General features: G+C 38.9%; 16 protein-coding genes. 13 read left to right on the top strand and 3 right to left on the bottom strand.

The genetic code is table 11. The annotated features are described in order from the left end of the window. Positions 1 to 750: 750 nt before the first annotated feature. Genes thrA through thrC form a run of 3 tightly spaced genes read left to right on the top strand, consistent with a single transcriptional unit; the run spans position 751 to position 5,438 of the window. Positions 751 to 3,210, top strand: coding sequence for a bifunctional aspartate kinase/homoserine dehydrogenase I (thrA, locus tag INT04_RS04880; RefSeq protein ID WP_193015014.1), 2,460 nt, complete (start codon positions 751 to 753; stop codon positions 3,208 to 3,210). Continuing rightward, complete coding sequence (thrB, locus tag INT04_RS04875; protein WP_193015013.1) at positions 3,192 to 4,142, top strand: homoserine kinase; 951 nt, start codon at positions 3,192 to 3,194, stop codon at positions 4,140 to 4,142. Before thrA ends, thrB begins: the two co-directional genes overlap by 19 nt. A gap of 3 nt (positions 4,143 to 4,145) precedes the next feature. After that, positions 4,146 to 5,438 (top strand): threonine synthase, encoded by a 1,293-nt coding sequence (gene thrC, locus INT04_RS04870; RefSeq protein ID WP_193015012.1) that lies wholly within the window; start codon positions 4,146 to 4,148, stop codon positions 5,436 to 5,438. Positions 5,439 to 5,528: 90 nt separating this feature from the next. Here the strand turns inward: thrC and yaaA are convergent, their stop codons facing one another. Next, a complete protein-coding gene (gene yaaA / locus INT04_RS04865; RefSeq protein WP_193015011.1) occupies positions 5,529 to 6,311 on the bottom strand; it encodes a peroxide stress protein YaaA in 783 nt (260 codons plus the stop codon). Positions 6,312 to 6,615: 304 nt separating this feature from the next. On the opposite strand from yaaA, the gene tal reads away from it, so the two are divergent. The 5 genes from tal to dnaJ all read left to right on the top strand — a co-directional run bounded on the left by tal (position 6,616) and on the right by dnaJ (position 13,225). Further along, complete coding sequence (tal, locus tag INT04_RS04860) at positions 6,616 to 7,569, top strand: transaldolase (RefSeq protein WP_193015010.1); 954 nt, start codon at positions 6,616 to 6,618, stop codon at positions 7,567 to 7,569. Between the two features lie 183 nt (positions 7,570 to 7,752). Continuing rightward, positions 7,753 to 8,736, top strand: a complete 984-nt coding sequence (locus tag INT04_RS04855) for a tetratricopeptide repeat protein (RefSeq protein ID WP_193015009.1) — start codon at positions 7,753 to 7,755, stop codon at positions 8,734 to 8,736. A gap of 224 nt (positions 8,737 to 8,960) precedes the next feature. Beyond that, complete coding sequence (mog, locus tag INT04_RS04850) at positions 8,961 to 9,548, top strand: molybdopterin adenylyltransferase (protein ID WP_193015008.1); 588 nt, start codon at positions 8,961 to 8,963, stop codon at positions 9,546 to 9,548. A gap of 518 nt (positions 9,549 to 10,066) precedes the next feature. Continuing rightward, positions 10,067 to 11,992, top strand: a complete 1,926-nt coding sequence (dnaK, locus tag INT04_RS04845; RefSeq protein ID WP_193015007.1) for a molecular chaperone DnaK — start codon at positions 10,067 to 10,069, stop codon at positions 11,990 to 11,992. Between the two features lie 105 nt (positions 11,993 to 12,097). Further along, a complete protein-coding gene (gene dnaJ, locus INT04_RS04840; RefSeq protein ID WP_193015006.1) occupies positions 12,098 to 13,225 on the top strand; it encodes a molecular chaperone DnaJ in 1,128 nt (375 codons plus the stop codon). A 76-nt stretch (positions 13,226 to 13,301) separates the two neighbouring features. On the opposite strand, the gene INT04_RS04835 is transcribed toward dnaJ, so the two are convergent. Next, positions 13,302 to 14,147 carry a DMT family transporter gene (locus INT04_RS04835; protein WP_193015005.1) on the bottom strand — a complete coding sequence of 282 codons (846 nt, stop codon included), beginning with the start codon at positions 14,145 to 14,147 and terminating at the stop codon, positions 13,302 to 13,304. 449 nt (positions 14,148 to 14,596) lie between these two features. On the opposite strand from INT04_RS04835, the gene nhaA reads away from it, so the two are divergent. Together nhaA and nhaR are read left to right on the top strand one after the other, a co-directional pair. Then, a complete protein-coding gene (gene nhaA, locus INT04_RS04830) occupies positions 14,597 to 15,769 on the top strand; it encodes a Na+/H+ antiporter NhaA (protein WP_193015004.1) in 1,173 nt (390 codons plus the stop codon). Between the two features lie 195 nt (positions 15,770 to 15,964). After that, positions 15,965 to 16,882: a transcriptional activator NhaR gene (gene nhaR / locus INT04_RS04825; RefSeq protein ID WP_193015003.1), complete on the top strand. Its 918-nt coding sequence runs from the start codon at positions 15,965 to 15,967 to the stop codon at positions 16,880 to 16,882. Positions 16,883 to 16,955: 73 nt separating this feature from the next. Here the strand turns inward: nhaR and rpsT are convergent, their stop codons facing one another. Next, on the bottom strand, positions 16,956 to 17,216 hold the full coding sequence (gene rpsT, locus INT04_RS04820) for a 30S ribosomal protein S20 (protein ID WP_193015002.1): 261 nt from the start codon (positions 17,214 to 17,216) through the stop codon (positions 16,956 to 16,958). 430 nt (positions 17,217 to 17,646) lie between these two features. On the opposite strand from rpsT, the gene ribF reads away from it, so the two are divergent. From ribF to lspA, 3 genes are read left to right on the top strand one after another with little or no spacing between them, the layout of a single operon-like run. Next, on the top strand, positions 17,647 to 18,588 hold the full coding sequence (ribF, locus tag INT04_RS04815; RefSeq protein ID WP_193015001.1) for a bifunctional riboflavin kinase/FAD synthetase: 942 nt from the start codon (positions 17,647 to 17,649) through the stop codon (positions 18,586 to 18,588). A gap of 29 nt (positions 18,589 to 18,617) precedes the next feature. After that, complete coding sequence (ileS, locus tag INT04_RS04810) at positions 18,618 to 21,428, top strand: isoleucine--tRNA ligase (RefSeq protein ID WP_193015000.1); 2,811 nt, start codon at positions 18,618 to 18,620, stop codon at positions 21,426 to 21,428. Between the two features lie 3 nt (positions 21,429 to 21,431). Next, the gene (lspA, locus tag INT04_RS04805; protein ID WP_193014999.1) at positions 21,432 to 21,947 is read left to right on the top strand and encodes a signal peptidase II; all 516 of its coding nucleotides are present in this window, start codon (positions 21,432 to 21,434) and stop codon (positions 21,945 to 21,947) included. Positions 21,948 to 21,995: the final 48 nt, after the last annotated feature.

Genomic DNA, 21,995 nt, shown 5'->3' with positions numbered 1-21,995 from the left:
ACTTGTGTGGTTATTCATTTTTGTTATTAGCACGCAAAAACTAGACCCAGATTGAAATTCGATAAATAACCATCACGTTATTACAAAAAAATACGATTTTAATCAACAATGGAACGTTAAAATCAGAATGCAAAACGCCCATAGTCTATTAACAGCAATATAACACCAGTTGTATTAAATACCATCTAAAAAGCTAACTTTTGTTGACACATATCAAAATCAAGATAACAGCTTAACCTTGATTTCAATAGTTAACTATATAATTTGATTTATGTAATGTAAAAGAAAAATATATGTTAAATATAGTGGGGTTTATTTTTTTTACCAGTTTTGTTACACAAATTAAAGTAGAATAAAATACCTTATTCTTTATAAAAGTACAAATCCCCAAATAACCCTAAAATGGTAGCTTTATTTTCTTTGTTTATCCCTTTGTGATAGTAATATCTATACTACAATAGGGGTAAATATCGAATATATTTTATTTAAATCAAAAAATTTTTAATGTAAATAAAAGAAAAAATTTGACATCTCTCTCGCTTTGCTTTAACCAGTATAGGGTCAAACAAAATTTGAGACAGACAGGATAGTTATGCGTATTAACAGCCAAGCTAAAATGACAATTATTACCACGACCACCACCGAGATCTTATATCGCGGGGCGGGCTGGCGCATATAAAAAACGAAAATCGAAAAAGCCCGCATTGAGAAATGCGGGTTTTTTTTTGGGTAAAAAATCAGGAGAGCGGTATGCGAGTGTTAAAATTTGGAGGAACTTCAGTTGCTAATGCAGAGCGAGTGCTGAATGTTGCTGATATTGCTGAGAAAAAAAGAGAGCAGGGACAAGTTGCGCTTGTATTATCAGCACCCGCCAAGATAACTAACTACTTGGTGGCAATGATTGAAAAAACGGCAGAAGGCGAAGATCCTCTCACTCAAGTACGGGAAGCCGAACAAATCTTTGCTAACTTATTGCAAGGCTTAAGAGAAAAACAACCCGGTTTTGACTATGAACGCTTAAAAGATAAAGTTGAGCGTGAATTTGCTGAAATTAAACACATTCTTCATGGCATTTCTTTATTGGGTCAATGCCCTGATAGCATCAATGCAGCAATGATTTGTCGTGGAGAGAAGCTTTCTATTGCCATTATGGAATCCGTTTTACAGGCTCGTGGCTATAATGTCACCGTGATTGATCCTGTAAAAAGCTTACTTGCCCAAGGTCACTATTTAGAATCTACCGTTGATATTCCAGAATCAACCCGTCGCATATTAGCGCTCAATATTGCTAAAGACGATATGATTTTGATGGCCGGTTTTACCGCAGGTAATGAAAAAGATGAGCTTGTAGTATTAGGCCGTAACGGTTCAGACTATTCCGCGGCTGTGTTAGCAGCTTGTCTTCGTGCCAAATGTTGTGAAATTTGGACAGATGTTGACGGTGTTTATACGTGTGACCCTCGCTTAGTCCCTGATGCACGCTTATTAAAAGGAATGTCATACCAAGAGGCGATGGAGCTGTCTTACTTTGGAGCTAAAGTCCTCCATCCTCGTACCATTGCGCCTATTGCACAATTTCAAATACCTTGTTTGATTAAGAATACAGGTAATCCTGATGCGCCAGGTACATTAATTGGTGACGGTCAAAAAGATGACAGCACACCAGTTAAAGGGATCACTAACCTTAATAACATGGCAATGATCAACGTATCTGGCCCTGGCATGAAAGGCATGGTGGGAATGGCCGCTCGCGTATTCTCGGTGATGTCGAGAGCAGGTATCTCTGTTGTTCTTATTACGCAGTCTTCTTCTGAATACAGTATCAGTTTTTGTGTGCCTCAAAGAGAACTGGTTAGAGCACAAAGAGCGTTATCAGATGAATTTTATCTTGAATTAAAAGATGGTGTGCTTGACCCGTTAGATATTATGAATAATGTCGCTATCATTTCAGTTGTCGGTGATGGTATGCGGACTCTAAAAGGGATTTCGGCGCGTTTCTTCTCTGCATTAACTCGAGGCAATATCAATATTGTAGCTATTGCGCAGGGATCTTCTGAGCGCTCTATTTCAGCGGTTATCGCCAATGATTCAGCGACTAATGCGGTGCGTTTATGCCATCAAATGCTATTTAACACTAATCAAATTGTTGAAGTTTTTGTGATTGGTGTGGGGGGGGTGGGCAATGCATTAATTGAACAAATCCATCGCCAACAAACATGGTTGAAAAATAAGCACATTGATCTTCGTGTATGCGGTATTGCGAATTCAAAAGCCATGCTTACCGATATGCAAGGGATTGATTTAGATAATTGGCAGCACGCGTTAAAAGAGGCCAAAGAACCTTTCAGCTTTAGTCAACTTATTCGTTTAGAAAAAGAGTACCACTTCTTAAATCCAGTGATTGTTGATTGCACATCAAACGAAGAAATTGCGCAGCAATACGCAAACTTCTTACAAAATGGTTTTAATGTGGTTACACCAAACAAAAAAGCGAATACGCTGTCAATGGATTATTACTATCAAATCCGACAAGCTGCTGAGGCTTCACGTCGTAAATTCTTGTATGACACGAACGTAGGTGCAGGTTTACCGGTTATTGAAAACTTGCAGAATTTACTGAATGCTGGTGATGAGCTGGTTCAATTCAATGGTATTCTTTCGGGTTCATTATCTTACATATTTGGTCAGTTAGATGAAGGTAAAAGCTTGTCAGAAGCAACGCTTTTAGCGAAAGAAAAAGGTTTTACAGAACCTGATCCTCGTGATGATCTTTCTGGTATGGATGTTGCGCGTAAATTACTTATTTTAGCGCGTGAGGCGGGCTATCAATTAGAATTAGATGATATCGATGTAGAATCTGTGTTACCTGCTTCATTTGATAGTACAGGAGATGTGGCCAATTTCTTAAGTCGTTTACCTCAAGTTGATGTTGATTTTGATGCTAAAGTCGAAGACGCACAAAAAGCAGGTAAAGTATTGCGCTATGTAGGTGTTATCAATGAAGGTCGATGCCAAGTTAAAATGATGGCTGTTGATGCAAATGACCCTCTGTTTAAAGTAAAAAATGGTGAAAATGCTTTAGCCTTTTACACTCGCTACTACCAGCCTATCCCATTAGTCTTACGTGGATATGGTGCGGGTAATGATGTTACTGCTGCTGGGGTGTTTGCAGATGTATTACGGACCTTATCATGGAAATTGGGAGTTTAAGCGTGGTTAAAGTTTATGCACCGGCATCAATAGGTAACGTGAGTGTCGGATTTGATGTTCTTGGCGCCGCTGTTTCGCCTATTGATGGACAATTACTGGGAGATTGTGTCACGGTTGAAGCCGCTGATACATTTACACTTGAAAGCAAAGGCGCTTTTGTGAGCAAATTGCCTTCTGATCCTAAGCAAAATATTGTGTACCAATGTTGGCAATTGTTTTGCGAGAAATTAGGAACAGAACTTCCTGTGGCGATGGTGTTAGAAAAAAATATGCCCATTGGTTCTGGCCTAGGATCAAGCGCTTGTTCCGTGGTTGCTGCACTTGTTGCACTTAATGAGTTCGCTAAAAAACCCTTCAATGAAAGACAATTATTATTAATGATGGGGGAATTAGAAGGGCGTATTTCGGGGAGTGTGCATTTTGATAATGTAGCACCTTGCTATTTAGGCGGCCTACAACTCATTCTTGAGCAAAATGATATTATTTGCCAATCTGTACCTGCATTTGAAGACTGGTACTGGGTAATGGCTTATCCTGGAATTAAAGTCTCTACTGCACAAGCCAGAGCCATATTACCAAAAGAATATGCTAAGGCAGATATCATTAATCACGGTCGCTATTTATCAGGTTTTATTCATGCTTGTCATACTCAGCAACCTGAGCTTGCGGTGGGTTTAATGAAAGACGTGATAGCGGAGCCTTACCGCACTCAGTTGCTTCCAGGATTTGAGAAAGCCAGAGAAGCGTCGCAAATGAAAGGTGCATTAGCCTGTGGTATTTCAGGTTCAGGCCCTACACTTTTTACCATTACTGATTCATTAGAAATCGCTCAAGATATAGCCGAATGGTTAAAACAACATTATGTACAAAACAGTGAAGGTTTTGTGCATATCTGCCGTTTAGATACGCGTGGCGCAAGACAGATAGGGTAAGTCATGAAATTATATAATTTGAAAGATAATCAAGAGCAAGTCAGCTTTGCTCAAGCTGTAAAACAAGGTTTAGGCAAACAACAGGGCCTCTTTTTTCCACAGGATCTCCCGTCGTTTTCTAAAGCAGAAATTGATGAATTATTAGCGCTTGATTTTGCAACACGCAGTAGCCGTATTTTAACCGCATTTATTGGTGATGAAATTCCTGCTGATATATTAGCAAAGCGTATTAGTACCGCATTTGCATTCCCTGCACCCGTGACTCAAGTTGAAGATGATATCAGTTGTTTAGAGCTCTTTCATGGCCCAACACTGGCATTTAAAGACTTTGGCGGTCGCTTTATGGCACAAATGCTGTCAGAAGTTGCGGGCAACCAACCCGTTACTATTTTAACGGCAACATCAGGTGATACAGGCGCTGCTGTCGCTCATGCTTTCTATAAATTAGAAAATGTACAAGTGGTTATTCTTTACCCTGAAGGCAAAATTAGCCCGTTGCAGGAAAAACTGTTTTGTACATTAGGTGAAAATATTCACACCGTTGCAATTAAAGATGATTTTGATGCTTGCCAATCATTAGTAAAACAAGCTTTTGATGATGAGTTCTTAAAGAAAACAATGTACTTAAACTCAGCTAACTCCATCAATATCAGTCGTTTATTGGCGCAAATTTGTTATTACTTTGAAGCGGTTGCCCAAATTCCTGCTGAAAAACATGAACAACTCGTGATCTCTGTACCAAGTGGTAACTTTGGTGATTTAACTGCGGGTCTATTGGCGAAATCTTTAGGATTACCTGTTAAACGTTTTATTGCAGCAACAAACGTAAATGATACAGTTCCTCGCTATTTAGATAATGGTAAATGGGAACCTCACCGCACTGTTGCAACACTGTCTAATGCAATGGATGTTAGCCAACCCAATAACTGGCCACGTATTGAAGAGTTGTATCGTCGTAAAGGCTGGGATCTGTCTGATCTTGCTCATGGTGCTGTCAGCGATGAAATAACCGAAGACACAGTACGTGAACTTGCACAAAAAGGATATATTTCAGAACCACATGCTGCCATTGCATATCGTTTATTACGCGATGAGCTACAAGAAGGCGAATACGGTTTATTCTTAGGAACTGCGCATCCGGCGAAGTTTAAAGAGAGTGTAGAGCGTATTTTAGGTGGGGAATTACCTTTACCTAAAGAGCTCGCAGAGCGTGCGGATAAACCGTTGTTATCCCATTTCTTGCCTGCAGATTTTGCTCAAATGCGTGAATTCTTATTAGAACGTGCACCTAAATAGTTGATAAGATGTTGATTAGTTAAATAAAAAGGCTCAATATATTATTGAGCCTTTTTATTGATATTTAATTGTTTGTTTTAAAAGATAAATTTATTTAGTCATAGACTCAGTTCGTTTAAATACTAAGGTATTACCTTGCGATTCTGCTGAATTAAACTGGTAACCTTCAAGATCAAACTCTTTAAGTTGTGCTTTATCAGTCAGTTTTTCTTGAATAATAAAGCGACTCATTAAACCTCTCGCTTTTTTTGCGTAAAAGCTAATCACTTTATATTTGCCATTTTTTTCATCCAAGAAGATAGGTTTAATAATATCTGCATTCAGTTTTTTGGGGTTAACTGATTTAAAATATTCATCGGAAGCTAAATTAACCAAAATATGATCATCTTGTTCCTCAAGTGCTTTGTTTAACGCTTCTGTTATGGTATTTCCCCAAAATTGGTATAAATCACTGCCTTTTTTATTTTTTAGTTTTATGCCCATTTCAAGACGATAAGGCTGCATTAAATCAAGGGGGCGTAATACACCGTATAAACCTGAAAGCATCCGTAAATGCTGTTGAGCAAATTGAAAATCATCGTCTGAAAAATGTTCAGCTTGCATACCTGTATAAACATCGCCTTTAAATGCCAAAATAGCTTGGCGTGCATTCTCTGGTGTAAAATGAGGTTGCCATTCACCAAAACGTGCCGCATTTAATCCCGCGAGCTTATCACTTATTTTCATTAAACTTGCGATATCACTGGATGATAATTTTCGACACTCTTCAATAAGTTGTTGGGAATATTCTAGCAATTCAGGTTGAGTGAAATGCGTTGTTGCTAAAGGCGATTCAAAATCCAGTGTTTTAGCAGGTGAAATAGTGATTAGCATAATTCCCTCGATACGTTATTTTAATGTTGGTCAAATATAGCAAATTCTTTCGATAATAGGCTAAATTAGAGTAATAGGAAAAAACAATGGTTTTCTCTAGTTGACGTAAATATCGATAATTTAAACGATTCAGCTTGTGATTTTCTTCTGTTTTTTTCCGCTTTTGTTTTGCGAAAACGTTTGGCATTCAAATAATTGCTTTGTATGAATCTAAGCGTCTTGTAGTGTGAGCAGTCCATGTTATTATCAATAGATATCCGCAGGTGACTGCAAACAGATTTACCTAGTAGATGAGATAAACAAAATGACCAACAAATTGACTTCTTTGCGTAAACTGACAACAGTTGTTGCTGACACTGGCGACATCGCAGCAATGAAACTGTATCAGCCACAAGACGCAACTACCAACCCCTCTTTAATTTTAAATGCAGCTCAAATTCCTGAATATCGTAAATTAATTGATGAAGCGATTGAATGGGCTCGTTCACAAAGTGATTCTCGTGAACAACAAGTCGTTGATGCTTGTGACAAACTGGCCGTAAATATCGGTTTAGAAATTTTAAAACTGATCCCTGGCCGTATCTCAACAGAAGTTGATGCGCGTCTGTCTTATGACACTCAAGCATGTATCGAAAAAGCACGTCATTTAATGAAGCTTTATAACGATGCAGGTATCAGCAACGAGCGTATTCTTATTAAATTAGCTTCAACTTGGCAGGGTATTCGTGCTGCTGAGCAATTAGAAAAAGAAGGGATCAACTGTAACCTAACTTTACTGTTCTCTTTTGCTCAAGCGCGTGCATGTGCTGAAGCAGGTGTTTACCTGATTTCTCCATTTGTTGGTCGTATCATGGATTGGTATAAAGCCAATACAGATAAAAAAGAATTCACACCAGCAGAAGATCCAGGTGTTATTTCTGTTACTGAAATCTACAACTATTACAAACAACACGGTTATAACACTGTGGTTATGGGCGCAAGCTTCCGTAATATGGGTGAGATTTTAGAATTAGCCGGTTGTGATCGTTTAACTATCGCTCCAGCACTGTTAAAAGAATTATCAGAAACTGAAGGCGAAGTTGAACATAAATTATCTTACAAAGGCGAAGTGAAAGCACGTCCTGAGGCTATCACAGAAGCTCAGTTCTATTGGGATCACAATGCTGACCCAATGGCGGTAGATAAATTATCTGACGGTATTCGTAAATTTGCTGTCGATCAGGAAAAATTAGAGAAAATGATTGCGGATTTATTATAATTCGTCGTTAAATTCTTATAAAAATCTTAAATACCCATCTTATACAGGTGGGTATTTTCATTTTTTCCCTCTCAAAATAACATTTAAGCAAATTTTAAGATTAAATTGATTGGAATATATTATTTATCCAGTAATAATTATAAAAATATATTATTAAAATACTCTATTTATTATTGGTGAATTATGAAAAAGATTGTCTTGGCAACGGTACTTGCATCGTTATTTTTTAGTGGCGCTGCAATGGCAGAGAGTAAAACGGCTTTCTCTTTACCTGCAATTGAGAAAAGTGCTGAAGGTGGAAATTCAGCATCTCAATATCAGCTTGGGGTAAAATATGAGAATGGTGAAGGTGTTGAGCAAGATGCACAAAAAGCGCTGGAATGGTATACCAAAGCAGCAGAGCAAGGTCATGCTGAAGCACAATTAAATTTAGCACTGATGTATGACATGAGTGATGAAATTGATCGTGATGCAGAAAAAGCCGTTTATTGGTATAACAAATCAGCGCTTCAAGGCGTTTCTTTAGCGCAGTATAACCTTGCTGTCTCTTATGACGATGGCGACGGTGTAGAACAAGACCATGAAAAAGCCGTGTATTGGTACACCAAAGCCGGTGAGCAAGGTGATAGCGATGCACAATATAACCTCGGTATCTCTTATGACGAAGGTATTGGTGTCGCGCAAGATCATGAAAAAGCAGTTGTTTGGTATACAAAAGCAGCAGAACAAGGTCACTCTGATGCGCAATATAATCTCGCTGTCTCTTATGATGATGGTGAAGGTGTAGAGCGTAATGGAACTAAAGCCGTGTTCTGGTACACCAAAGCCGCCAACCAAGGTAATCGTGATGCACAAAATAACTTAGGTGTGATGTACGATGAAGGTGATGGTGTGGCGAAAGATGCACGTAAAGCCGTCGAGTGGTACAGAAAATCTGCTATTCAAGGTAATGGTCTGGCACAAAATAACCTTGCACTAAACTATTATTACGGTAAAGGCGTTAAACGTGACCTGAAAGAAGCCTATGCATGGTTCACTATTGCTGTTGAAAATGGCGATGGTGATGAAGCGATGTTAAAACGTACGGCTCGTGCATTAAATGCTGCACAATTAGCCGAAGCGAAAAAATTAGCCGCTTCTTATATGGTTAAATATATTGATGAGTAATATTAATTAATATTGTTCAAGATTAAAGAGAGGGAGCTTATGCTCCCTTTTTACTATTTTGTTTAAAGGAAATAAAAATAGATTGTTATCATTTTTTTATTATCTATTCTCAATAATCAAATATTAAATATCAGTAATATAGTGAGATTATTTTTAATTCTCTTGTGTTCTCATGGTAATATCTGCGCGCAAGTTAGATGGTTATTGATTAATTGAGGTTTGATATGAATGAATTACGTATAGGATTAGTATCTGTTTCTGATCGCGCATCAAGTGGGGTTTATGAAGATAAAGGTTTACCCGCTTTAGAGGCTTGGCTAAACGCTGCGCTAACTACACCTTTTCATATCGAATCACGTTTAATCCCTGATGAGCAATTAATGATTGAACAAACACTGTGTGAGCTTGTCGATGAAACAGGTTGCCACTTAGTGCTAACAACTGGGGGAACAGGCCCCGCTCGTCGTGATGTTACCCCTGATGCAACATTGGCTATTGCGGATAGAGAAATGCCTGGTTTTGGTGAACAGATGCGTCAAATTAGTCTGAAATTTGTTCCAACAGCGATTTTGTCTCGCCAAGTTGGCGTTATTCGTAACCAAGCCTTAATTTTAAATTTACCTGGTCAGCCGAAGGCAATTGCAGAAACACTGGAAGGCTTAAAAGACAGCGAAGGGAAAGTGATTGTGAGTGGTATTTTTGCCAGCGTTCCTTATTGCATTCAACTGTTAGATGGCCCTTATATTGAAACCAATGAAGATATTGTTGCGGCATTTAGACCTAAATCGGCTCGTCGTCCTCTTTCTGAGTAAACTATTTAAGAGGTTATTTTTGTTATTAATCAACAACATTGATTGAAAAAAAAGTTATTCAATAAGTGCGAAAAATAACCTCATTTCTGTTTGATCTCTTTTACCGTAATATTGAATAGATATTTTATTTCACTTTTTTATTTTTTATAAAAATAAAGTTTTTCAATGGGTTACGTGCCTATTTTAAGGCTAATCTTAAAAGTGTTTTTATTAGTAAGTAAAAATACATTTATTTGTTTTGTTAATTCATTGAATTTTAAGTGTTTTTTATTTTTTATTTTTAAGTGCACTCAAGTTTTTCGCATTTTTTGCATTTTTTTTCATTATTCCCCTTGATGAATGTATTTATGACCCCATCTTCTTTTCAACTGCAATTACCACTATTGAGTGGCGTTGATTTTATATCCGCTTTGAGATGATGTTGTTAAGTCTATTAATTTTTGACTTGAAAAATGAATATTCATCCTCATATAGATTGGTAGTCAAATTGATAAAGAATTCTCTTTGGAGGCGTTTAAATGGGTAAAATTATTGGTATTGACCTGGGTACAACTAACTCTTGTGTTGCTGTAATGGATGGCAAAACTGCCCGGGTTATTGAAAACAGTGAGGGCGATCGTACTACTCCTTCAATCGTTGCTTATGCACAAGATGGTGAGATTTTAGTTGGTCAGCCAGCAAAACGTCAGGCGGTGACTAACCCACAAAATACTTTATTTGCCATCAAACGTTTGATTGGTCGTCGTTTTGAAGAGGAAGAAGTTCAACGTGACGTTTCTATCATGCCTTATAAAATTGTTAAGGCTGATAATGGCGACGCTTGGATTGAAGCACGTAATGATAAAATGGCGCCACCACAAGTTTCTGCTGAAGTACTGAAAAAAATGAAAAAAACAGCAGAAGACTATTTAGGTGAAACAATTACAGAAGCAGTTATTACTGTGCCTGCTTACTTTAATGATGCGCAACGCCAAGCAACTAAAGATGCAGGCCGTATCGCAGGCTTAGAAGTTAAACGTATTATTAACGAACCAACTGCGGCAGCACTGGCTTACGGTTTAGACCGTGAAGTGGGTAACCGTACTATCGCCGTTTATGACTTAGGTGGTGGTACATTCGATATCTCTATCATCGAAATTGATGAAGTTGATGGCGAAAAAACATATGAAGTTTTATCAACAAATGGTGATACTCACTTAGGTGGTGAAGACTTCGATAGCCGTTTAATTAACTATTTAGTTGATGAATTTAAGAAAGAACAAGGCATTGACCTGCGTAATGATCCATTAGCAATGCAACGTCTGAAAGAAGCGGCTGAAAAAGCAAAAATTGAATTATCTTCAGCACAACAAACGGATGTTAACTTGCCTTATGTGACAGCTGATGCAACAGGCCCTAAACATTTAAATATCAAAGTAACTCGTGCAAAATTAGAATCGTTAGTTGAAGATTTAGTTAAGCGTTCAATGGAACCTGTTCGTGTTGCTTTAGAAGATGCCGGTCTGAAAGTTAGCGAAGTTAACGATGTTATTCTAGTTGGTGGTCAAACACGTATGCCAATGGTTCAAAAAACCGTTGCTGACTTCTTTGGTAAAGAACCACGTAAAGACGTTAACCCTGATGAAGCAGTTGCAATGGGTGCGGCTGTTCAAGGTGGTGTATTAGCGGGTGATGTTAAAGACGTTCTGTTACTTGACGTAACACCACTGTCTTTAGGTATTGAAACAATGGGCGGTGTTATGACTTCCCTGATTGCGAAAAATACCACAATCCCAACTAAACATAGCCAAGTGTTCTCTACCGCAGAAGATAACCAATCTGCAGTAACAATTCACGTATTACAAGGTGAGCGTAAACGTGCAAATGACAATAAATCACTGGGTCAGTTTAACTTAGACGGTATTCAATCAGCACCTCGTGGTATGCCACAAATCGAAGTAACTTTTGATATCGATGCTGATGGTATCTTGCATGTTTCTGCTAAAGATAAAAACAGCGGTCGTGAGCAAAATATCACGATTAAAGCGTCTTCTGGCTTAAATGAAGAAGAGATCCAAAAAATGGTACGTGATGCAGAAGCTAATGCAGAAGCGGACCGTAAGTTTGAAGAATTAGTGCAAACTCGTAACCAAGCAGACCAATTAGTTCACGGTACTCGTAAACAAATTGAAGAAGCCGGTGATAAATTACCAGCGAACGATAAAGAAGCTATCGAAAAAGCGGTAAGTGAGTTAGAAATTGCGTCTAAAGGCGAAGATAAAGACGCTATCGAAGCAAAAATTAAAGCATTAGTTGAAGCTTCTGAAAAACTGCTAGAGATCGCACAACAACAAGCACAAGCAGGTGCCGCAGGTAATGCTGCGGGCGCAGATGCCAGTGCGAAGAAAGATGACGATGTTGTTGATGCAGAATTTGAAGAAGTTGACGGCAAAGACAAAAAATAATGCCCTTAACGGGCCGCGGTAACTCACCTGTGAATAGTTACTGATACCGAGCACGGGCGTCGAGGAAACTCAACGCCCGTGTGCTTATGTCAAGGGTAATCAAGAATGGCAAAAAGAGATTTTTATGAAGTACTCGGTTTAAGCAAAACAGCCGACGAAAAAGAAATTAAACGCGCATATAAACGCTTAGCAATGAAATATCACCCAGACCGTAATCAGGGTGATAAAGAATCAGAAGCTAAGTTTAAAGAAATTAAAGAAGCTTACGAAATCTTAAATGATGCTCAAAAACGCGCGGCTTATGACCAGTATGGCCATGCTGCATTTGAGCAAGGTGGATTTGGTGGACAAGGTGGCGGCGGCGCTGACTTTGGTGATATCTTTGGTGATGTTTTTGGCGATATTTTTGGTGGTGGTCGTCGTCAACAGCGTGCAGCGCGCGGTTCTGACTTACAGTACAACATGGAATTAACGCTTGAGGAAGCTGTCCGTGGTGTGACGAAAGAAATTCGTATACCAACACTTGAAGCATGTGATAAATGCCACGGTAGTGGCGCTAAAGAAGGCACATCGGCAGAAACATGTTCTACCTGTCATGGTGCTGGTCAGGTTCATTTACGCCAAGGTTTCTTCACCGTACAACAAGCATGCCCAACGTGTCATGGTCGCGGTAAAGTGATTAAAGAGCCTTGCTCTAAATGTCATGGTGACGGTCGTGTCGAGCGTGCTAAAACCTTGTCTGTCAAAATCCCAGCCGGCGTTGATACGGGCGACCGTATTCGCTTAAGTGGTGAAGGTGAGGCGGGTGAACAGGGTGCACCTGCGGGCGATTTATATGTACAGGTACATGTTCGTCAACATCACATATTTGAGCGTGATGGCAATAATCTTTATTGTGAAGTACCAATTAACTTTGCTGTTGCTGCGTTAGGTGGGGAGATTGAAGTCCCAACACTGGATGGTCGTGTGAACCTTAAAATTCCAGCGGAAACACAAACGGGCAAAATGTTCCGCATGAAAGGCAAAGGTGTTAAATCAGTACGTAGTAGCAGTATTGGTGACTTAATGTGCCGCGTTGTGGTTGAAACGCCAGTTAAACTGAATGAGAAACAAAAAGAGTTAATGCAACAACTCGGTGAATCATTTGGTGGTAAAAGCGGTGAAAAAAATACGCCACGCTCGAAAAGCTTCTTAGATGGTGTAAAAAAATTCTTTGATGATTTAACCAAATAATTTTTTACTACTAGAGTCAAAAAGGTCTGATGATAAGTGTTGTCATCAGGGCTTTTTATTTGAAAGATATTTACTGTTATCCCATTTTAATCGCAATAATACCGGATAAAATGACGAAACACGCTAATAGTTGTTTACGGTTAAATTGCTCTTTTAGTAAATAAACAGATAAGACCATGGCAAATAGCACACTGGTTTCTCTGAGTGCTGCTACCAACACAATAGAAGCATGGCTCATCGCCCATATCACAATGCCGTAGCTCACCAATTGCATCACTCCGCCTAAAAGTGCGGGCTTCCAATAATCTTTTATTTTGGCTGTTAAATATTGGCGATAACGCAACAATGCCAACAAATACATTGTGATGCCATTTAAAAAGAATAACCACAAAATGTAAGCAAAAGGTGTTTCACCTACACGAGAGCCATTACCGTCAGATAAGGTATAACTTGCGGTAAATAATGCGGTCAGTAACGCAAAAAAGAGCGCATCTTTACGTAAATTAAATGCGGCTATTTTCCTGCTACGCGAAATAATAATAATCCCTAAAATGATCAATAAAATACCAATTAAGCCCGTCGCAGGTAGCGTTTCATGAAATAAAAAAAAGGCAAGAATGGCCGTCATTAATGGTGCACTACCTCGAGAAATCGGGTAGACCTGATTAAAATCAGCCAAGGTATAACAACGGCTTAAAGAGAGTGTATAACCAATATGAAATAGGACAGAAAGAATAAGCCATTTCCATGCACCAACCTCGGGAAATCCAACCCAAAATAAGGCGGGAATTGTTACAATACCTGAAAAGAAAGTGAGTAACGAGATCCCTAAAAATCGATCACTGCCTACTTTAACCAGTGCATTCCAACAGGCATGAAAGATAGCAGCAAATAATACGGCAATAAAAACAGTAATCGACATATTAATAGAAACCTTAATACTAGAATGGGTATTGTTTTAATATAACAATAACACAGTGGTTAAGTGGCAAAATATGTAGCGTTTTCTTTTTCTTTATAATCTTAACATCTTTGAAAGATAAAGAATAAAAACGATGTTATTTTTGATAATAAAAAATAGGTTACCTTGAAAAAATATCAATTGGAGTTGTTTGGAGGTTAAGGTGTCTATTTTTATTAATTAGTGATAATAATTTATATTAATCAAATGATTATGTTTCTTGTTTTTAATTATAAATTATTATTTTTTATAATAAACTAATATAGATTAGTTATTACTATTCTTCTTGTTTCTCTTGATATTTTCCATTTGGCTCGGATAAACCGATATATTATCCATAAATAATCTGTTTTTTACGAATCCATGATTAGCATATTATTAACAAAATTAGTGATTTTGAGGTTAATATTATGACGGCAATTATTAGACAATTTTTAAGATTAGAGGCATCAGGTGGTATTCTTCTGATTATTGCTGCAATTATCGCATTAATTATGGCGAATACACCTCTAAGTGCTTTGTATAATGAGTTTTTATCTATTCCTATCATGATCAAGTTTGGTGCATTTGAACTTGATAAGCCTCTTTTGCTTTGGGTTAATGATGCCTTGATGGCTATCTTTTTCTTAGTGGTAGGGTTAGAAGTTAAACGTGAATTAAAAGAAGGTTCCTTAGCTCAACGTGATAGAGCTATTTTCCCTGCCATTGCTGCTGTGGGGGGGATGTTAGCTCCAGCATTGATTTACTTGATGTTTAATCATGCTGATACAGTAGGGCAACAAGGTTGGGCAATTCCAGCAGCAACGGATATTGCGTTTGCATTGGGCGTCATGGCGTTATTAGGTAAGCGTGTTCCGGTTGAGTTAAAAGTGTTCTTATTGGCATTAGCAATTATTGATGATTTAGGCGTGATTGTGATTATTGCGCTCTTTTATTCAAAGAGCATTGCATTAATGCCATTAGCCCTAGCGGGTTTGATTATACTTGCGCTGTTTATTATGAATTGGCGCAAAGTGGGTAATACAGCAGCTTACTTAATCCTTGGTTTTATCTTATGGATCTGTATTTTAAAATCAGGTATTCATGCCACTATTGCAGGTGTCATTGTTGGATTTCTTATCCCATTAAGAGATAAAGAAGGAGCATCACCTTCTGAAGAGTTAGAGCATGTTTTATATCCTTGGGTTGCCTATTTAATACTGCCTTTATTTGCTTTTAGTAATGCAGGCGTGTCTTTAAATGGTGTGACGGTAGAGGGCATGTTATCAACATTACCTGTAGGGATCGCATTAGGGCTTTTCTTAGGTAAGCCGATTGGCATTTTCCTTTTTAGTTGGGTTTCGGTAAAACTAGGCATTGCAAAATTACCAGATGCGATTAATCTTAAACAAATCTTTGCTGTTTCTGTGCTTTGTGGTATCGGTTTTACTATGTCTATCTTTATCGCAGGATTGGCATTTGAAGGGGCGGGTGAGGCTTATAGTACCTACTCTAAGCTTGGTATTTTAATTGGTTCAACAGCGGCAGCAATTGTGGGATATTTCCTACTTCGCTCTGTTTTACCGAAATTAAAGAAGCAGTAAAATTAGAGAAAAACATAACGGAATTAAGTTTCTCGACACTATAAATACCGAGCTATATTTCTAAATCGACGGTGCAATACTCTGTATTGTGCCGTAGGTGTTTTTATGAGGATTGGAAGCAAGGAAAGCCAATCACACACTAATGCGTTATTACATAGCCTGTGCTTAGAACACAGAAGTTGAAAGGAAGAAACTATGCGGGTGTCACATCTCAATTTTAACCATCTTTATTATTTTTGGCATGTATGTAAAGAAGGATCTGTTGTAGGTGCAGCAGAAGCGCTGTATCTGACACCTCAGACAATTACAGGGCAAATTAAAGCATTAGAAGAAAGATTGGGTGGCAAACTGTTTAAACGCCAAGGCAGGGGTTTAGTCCCGTCAGAATTAGGGCAGCTTATTTTTCGCTATGCGGATAAAATGTTTATGCTTAGTCAAGAGATGCTCGATATCGTTAACTATAGTCGTGAATCGAACTTATTATTTGATGTAGGTGTTGCGGATGCATTATCAAAACAGTTGGTGAGCCGAGTGCTCGAAACTGCGGTTATTGATCACGAGCAAATTCACTTACGCTGTTTTGAATCAACGCATGAATTATTATTAGAGCAATTAAGTCAACATAAGCTCGACATGATTTTATCCGATTGCCCCGTGGATTCGTCTCAGCAAGAAGGCCTATTTTCTGTAAAACTCGGTGAATGTAATATGAGTTTTTTCTGTAGCCATCCTCTTCCTGAAAAACCATTTCCAGAATGTTTAGAAGAAAGAAAACTGTTAATTCCAGGGCGCCGTTCTATGTTAGGCCGCCATTTATTAACGTGGATACGTAATAAGAATCTTCAAGTAGAAATATTGGGTGAGTTTGATGATGCAGCACTAATGAAAGCATTTGGATTAAACCATAATGCTATTTTTGTGGCGCCGTCGCTGTATACCAATGAAACGTTTGCTAAGAGTAATATCGAAGAAATTGGCACTCTTGATTCTGTAAAAGAAGAGTACTACGTCATTTTTGCCGAGCGGATGATACAACACCCCGCTGTTCAGCGAGTTTGTAATACCGATTTTTCTGCCCTTTTTAATGACGACAAGAAAAGTGCGATAAATTAATCATTATTTTATGAGAAGCGTAGAAAACAAAAAACCGGCATAAGCCGGTTTTTTATAACACAAGAAAGCAATATTACATTGCTTTGATTTGTGCTTGCAGATTAGCTTTATGACGTGCAGCTTTATTCTTATGAATTAAGCCTTTAGTTGCCTGACGGTCAACAAGCGGTTGCATGTCATTAAATGCTTTTTGTGCTGCTTCTTTATCACCTGAAGCAACTGCTGCGTATACTTTTTTAATGAAAGTACGCATCATAGAACGACGGCTTGCGTTGTGCTGACGACGCTTTTCAGACTGAACCGCACGTTTCTTAGCTGATTTGATATTAGCCAAGTTCCAACTCCCAAATATATTCTAGCGAGGACAAATACAAAGGTGAAGGAATATGCCTTTTCAACCTAAGTTTGTCAATGGATTTATACAAAATTAGCGTCGTTGTACGCGACACTTGTTTCGTTGTGATGGCGCAAGATTTTATCAGTTAAGGCGGGTAGAATACAGTCTTTTGAGTGAAAAAATCGTCAAAATCGTGTATATGAGTAATAAATAATAGATTCTAATAGGATCTATGCTCTATTTTATGCGATTTTATAACCAAGAAGTGAGTGATCGTCTATTTTTGTTTGATGTGAGCAGTTAAATTTAAAAATAACAGAGAATCGACGTGTCGAGATATTACTCACCAATAAACATTGATATATTGGGTTACTCTCAAGCCTTTGACAAGGTATAATCCAATAATTTCCACGGTATTGAGCCAGTTATGGAGCTAATTCGCGGTATACAAAATATTAGGGCGCTACACCACGGTTGCGTACTAACGATTGGGAATTTTGATGGTGTCCATCGAGGCCATCAGGCATTATTAAAACACTTGAAGCAAGAAGCATCACAACGAGGATTACCCACAGTTGTGATGACATTTGAACCTCAACCACTTGAGTTCTTTTTGCCAGAAAAGGCACCAGCACGTCTGACTCGTTTACGAGACAAGATAAAATATTTAGCTGAATGTGGTATTGATTACCTTCTGTGTGTCAAATTTGATAAACAATTTGCAGCGCAAACGCCAGAAGAATTTGTTTCATCCCTGTTAGTCAAAAAATTGGGGGTGAAGTTTTTGGCGATTGGTGATGATTTCCGCTTTGGTAAAAATCGTGAAGGTGATTTTCACTTTTTACAACAAGCGGGGATTAGATATGAATTTGATGTCGCGAATACAGAAAGTTATTGCGATAAAGGATTACGTATCAGCAGTACCGCCGTACGTGAAGCGTTACTTAATGATGATTTAGCCCTCGCTGAATCACTATTAGGGCACCCTTATAGTGTCTGTGGGCGAGTCGTTCATGGTAATGAATTGGGTAGAACTATTGGCTTTCCGACAGCCAATATTCCTATGAAACGCTTAGTTGCTCCCGTTAAAGGCGTTTATGCCGTTGATGTCTATTTATCAGATAATCAATCACCTTTACCGGGTGTCGCAAATATCGGAAGTCGTCCTACTGTAAAAGGGAAGGGCGTACAATTAGAAGTTCATTTAATCGACGTTAATATGGATTTATATGGACGTTGTATTGATGTTGTGTTACGAAAGAAATTACGTAATGAACAGCGATTTGCATCATTGGATGCATTGAAGCAGCAAATCGCAGATGATGTGGCTACTGCTAGGGATTTTTTATCGCAGCGGTCGGAGTCATAAACTAGCGGAAACTTGGAACTGAGAATCGAATGAGTGACTATAAAAATACCCTGAACTTACCAGAAACAGGGTTCCCTATGCGCGGGGATTTAGCAAAGCGCGAGCCAGAGATGTTATCACGTTGGTACAAAGAAGGTTTGTATCAAGCTATTCGTCAGGCTAAAAGTGGTAAGAAAACATTTATTTTGCACGATGGCCCTCCATACGCCAACGGCAATATTCATATTGGTCACTCAGTAAACAAAATTCTCAAAGACATTATTATTAAGTCCAAAGGGCTGTCAGGTTTTGATTCTCCGTACATTCCAGGATGGGACTGTCACGGATTACCTATTGAACTAAAAGTTGAACAAATTGTAGGTAAGCCAGGAGAGAAAATCTCTGCAGCGCAATTCCGCGAGGAATGTCGTAAGTACGCTTACGAGCAAATTGAAGCACAGAAAAAAGATTTTATTCGTTTAGGCGTTCTTGGTGATTGGGAAAAACCGTATCTCACCATGGACTATAAAACGGAAGCGAATACTATCCGTGCATTAGCGCGTATTATTGCAAATGGGCACCTGTTAAAAGGGGCAAAACCTGTTCATTGGTGTACGGCTTGCGGTTCATCGCTGGCTGAAGCAGAAGTCGAATATTACGACAAAACATCACCTTCTATTGATGTCCGTTTCACTGCCATTGATCCAAGTGCTGTTGCAGCCAAATTCCAGACAACAACAGACAAACCTATCTCTTTAGTGATTTGGACAACCACACCATGGACGCTACCTGCTAACCGCGCTATCGCGTTAAATGCAGAATTTAATTATGCTTTAGTCTCTTTTAACGATGAATGCGTGATTTTAGCCGCTGATCTTGTTGAAGGTGTAATGAAGCGTATTGGCGTAACAGGTTGGGCTATATTAGGTGAATGTAAAGGTACAGACTTAGAACTGCTGCGCTTTAACCACCCATTTATGGGGTTTGATGTTCCAGCTATTTTAGGCGATCACGTTACTTTAGAAGCCGGTACAGGCGCGGTGCATACTGCACCTGGTCATGGTCCTGACGACTTTGTAGTGGGTCAAAAATACGGCTTAGAAGTTGCTAATCCAGTTGGGCCGAATGGTTGTTATTTAGCAGGTACTTACCCAACATTAGATGGCGTTTTTGTTTTTAAAGCGAATGACGTCATTGTTGAATTGCTAAAAGAAAAAGGCGCTCTGCTGCATCATGAAGCATTACAGCATAGCTATCCTTGCTGTTGGAGACATAAAACACCGGTTATCTTCCGTGCGACACCTCAATGGTTTATCGGCATGGATAAAAACGGGTTACGTCAGCAATCATTAAAAGAGATCAAAGGTGTTAAATGGATCCCTGATTGGGGTCAAGCACGTATTGAATCGATGGTTGAAAACCGTCCTGACTGGTGTATTTCGCGTCAACGTACTTGGGGTACACCAATGTCTCTGTTTGTTCATAAAGAGACACAAGAGCCACATCCACGTACTTTAGAGTTGATGGAAGAAGTAGCAAAACGTGTTGAAGTCAGTGGTATCCAAGCATGGTGGGATTTAGATATCCGCGATGTATTGGGTGATGAAGCTGATGATTACATGAAGACACCAGATACATTAGACGTATGGTTTGACTCAGGATCAACACACTCAACTGTGGTTGACGATCGCCCTGAATTCCATGGCAATTCAGCTGACATGTATTTAGAAGGCTCTGACCAACATCGTGGTTGGTTTATGTCTTCACTAATGATTTCAACAGCAATTAAAGGTAAAGCCCCTTACCGTGAAGTCTTAACACATGGTTTTACCGTTGATGGACAAGGCCGTAAAATGTCTAAATCCATCGGTAATACAGTGAGTCCACAAGATGTAATGGATAAACTGGGTGCTGATATCTTACGTTTATGGGTTGCATCAACTGATTACACGGGTGAAATTGCTGTTTCGGATGAAATCTTAAAACGCTCGGCTGATACTTATCGTCGTATTCGTAATACAGCTCGTTTCTTCTTGGCAAACTTAAATGGTTTTGATCCTGCAAAACATCAAGTTAAGCCAGAAGAGATGGTTACATTAGATCGCTGGGCAGTAGGCCGTGCACAAGCAGCCCAAGCCGATATCTTAAAACATTATGAAAACTATGATTTCCATAATGTTGTTCAACGTTTAATGCAGTTCTGCTCTGTCGAAATGGGATCTTTCTATTTAGATATCATTAAAGACAGACAATACACTGCGAAAAGCGACAGTGTGGCTCGCCGTAGTTGTCAAACAGCATTATTCCATATCAGTGAAGCATTAGTACGTTGGATGGCCCCAGTTATGTCATTCACTGCTGATGAAATCTGGAATGAATTACCTGGTGAACGTGCAAAATATGTCTTAACTGAAGAATGGTACACCGATTTATTTGGCTTAGCGGCATCAGAAACCTTGAATGATGACTATTGGGCTGAATTATTGGCTGTTCGTGGTGAAGTTAATAAGGTGTTAGAACAAGCACGTGCCGATAAACAACTGCGTGGTTCTTTAGAAGCAGCGGTAACACTGTATGCAGATAAAGCATTAGCAGATAAGTTAAATGCATTAGGTAACGAACTGCGTTTTGTTTTATTAACATCTCAGGCGAAAGTCGCTGATATTAATGATGCACCAGAAACCGCATTAGCCTCTGATATGGCGGGTTTAAAAATCGCCTTTAATAAAGCTGATGGTGAAAAATGTCCTCGTTGCTGGCATTACACAACGGATATTGGTCAAGTAGCGGAACACGCTGAATTATGCGGACGCTGTGTTACTAACGTAGCCGGTAACGGTGAAGAACGTAAGTTTGCTTAATTAATGAAGAAAACACTTTGCTCTACAGGTTTGCGCTGGTTGTGGCTAGCTATCGCTGTAGTGGTGTTGGATTTAGGCACTAAACAGTATTTCATGCAGACGTTCCGTCTGTATGAATCGGTTGCTGTAATGCCTTTTTTCAACTTCACTTATGCACATAACTATGGTGCTGCCTTTAGCTTTTTAGCAGATAAAGGGGGATGGCAACGCTGGTTTTTTGCACTGATTGCATTAGCGATCTGTATTACCTTATTGGTAATGATGTATAAAAATAAAGCAAGCGCCAAACTCAGTAATATTGCTTATGCGCTTATTATTGGCGGAGCATTGGGTAATCTTTCTGATCGTCTGATCCATGGGTTTGTTATCGATTTCCTTGATGTGTATGTTGGAGATTGGCATTGGCCTACATTTAATATTGCTGATATGGGTATTTGTATTGGTGCAGGACTTATTATTATTGAAAGTTTTTTTCCTGATAAAAATGTCAGCCCACAAGATACGAAAAAGCAAAAATAATCAGACAATAAGTTAACTAAAATAACCCCTGCCTTATGGCGGGGGTTA

This window comes from Proteus sp. FME41, from assembly GCF_014897315.1.
GTDB lineage: Bacteria > Pseudomonadota > Gammaproteobacteria > Enterobacterales > Enterobacteriaceae > Proteus.
Note: the sequence above shows the minus strand (reverse complement) of the source record. Positions and strands in the feature narration are given on the sequence as shown.

Excerpts from the sequence above, each read along its gene's own strand:
- dnaK (WP_193015007.1), top strand. The coding sequence starts at position 10,067 with ATGGGTAAAATTATTGGTATTGACCTGGGTACAACTAACTCTTGTGTT.
- thrC (WP_193015012.1), top strand. The coding sequence starts at position 4,146 with ATGAAATTATATAATTTGAAAGATAATCAAGAGCAAGTCAGCTTTGCT.
- tal (WP_193015010.1), top strand. The coding sequence starts at position 6,616 with ATGACCAACAAATTGACTTCTTTGCGTAAACTGACAACAGTTGTTGCT.
- ribF (WP_193015001.1), top strand. The coding sequence starts at position 17,647 with ATGGAGCTAATTCGCGGTATACAAAATATTAGGGCGCTACACCACGGT.
- nhaR (WP_193015003.1), top strand. The coding sequence starts at position 15,965 with ATGCGGGTGTCACATCTCAATTTTAACCATCTTTATTATTTTTGGCAT.
- thrA (WP_193015014.1), top strand. The coding sequence starts at position 751 with ATGCGAGTGTTAAAATTTGGAGGAACTTCAGTTGCTAATGCAGAGCGA.
- INT04_RS04855 (WP_193015009.1), top strand. The coding sequence starts at position 7,753 with ATGAAAAAGATTGTCTTGGCAACGGTACTTGCATCGTTATTTTTTAGT.
- nhaA (WP_193015004.1), top strand. The coding sequence starts at position 14,597 with ATGACGGCAATTATTAGACAATTTTTAAGATTAGAGGCATCAGGTGGT.
- yaaA (WP_193015011.1), bottom strand. The coding sequence starts at position 6,311 with ATGCTAATCACTATTTCACCTGCTAAAACACTGGATTTTGAATCGCCT.
- ileS (WP_193015000.1), top strand. The coding sequence starts at position 18,618 with ATGAGTGACTATAAAAATACCCTGAACTTACCAGAAACAGGGTTCCCT.
- INT04_RS04835 (WP_193015005.1), bottom strand. The coding sequence starts at position 14,147 with ATGTCGATTACTGTTTTTATTGCCGTATTATTTGCTGCTATCTTTCAT.
- thrB (WP_193015013.1), top strand. The coding sequence starts at position 3,192 with ATGGAAATTGGGAGTTTAAGCGTGGTTAAAGTTTATGCACCGGCATCA.
- mog (WP_193015008.1), top strand. The coding sequence starts at position 8,961 with ATGAATGAATTACGTATAGGATTAGTATCTGTTTCTGATCGCGCATCA.
- dnaJ (WP_193015006.1), top strand. The coding sequence starts at position 12,098 with ATGGCAAAAAGAGATTTTTATGAAGTACTCGGTTTAAGCAAAACAGCC.
- lspA (WP_193014999.1), top strand. The coding sequence starts at position 21,432 with ATGAAGAAAACACTTTGCTCTACAGGTTTGCGCTGGTTGTGGCTAGCT.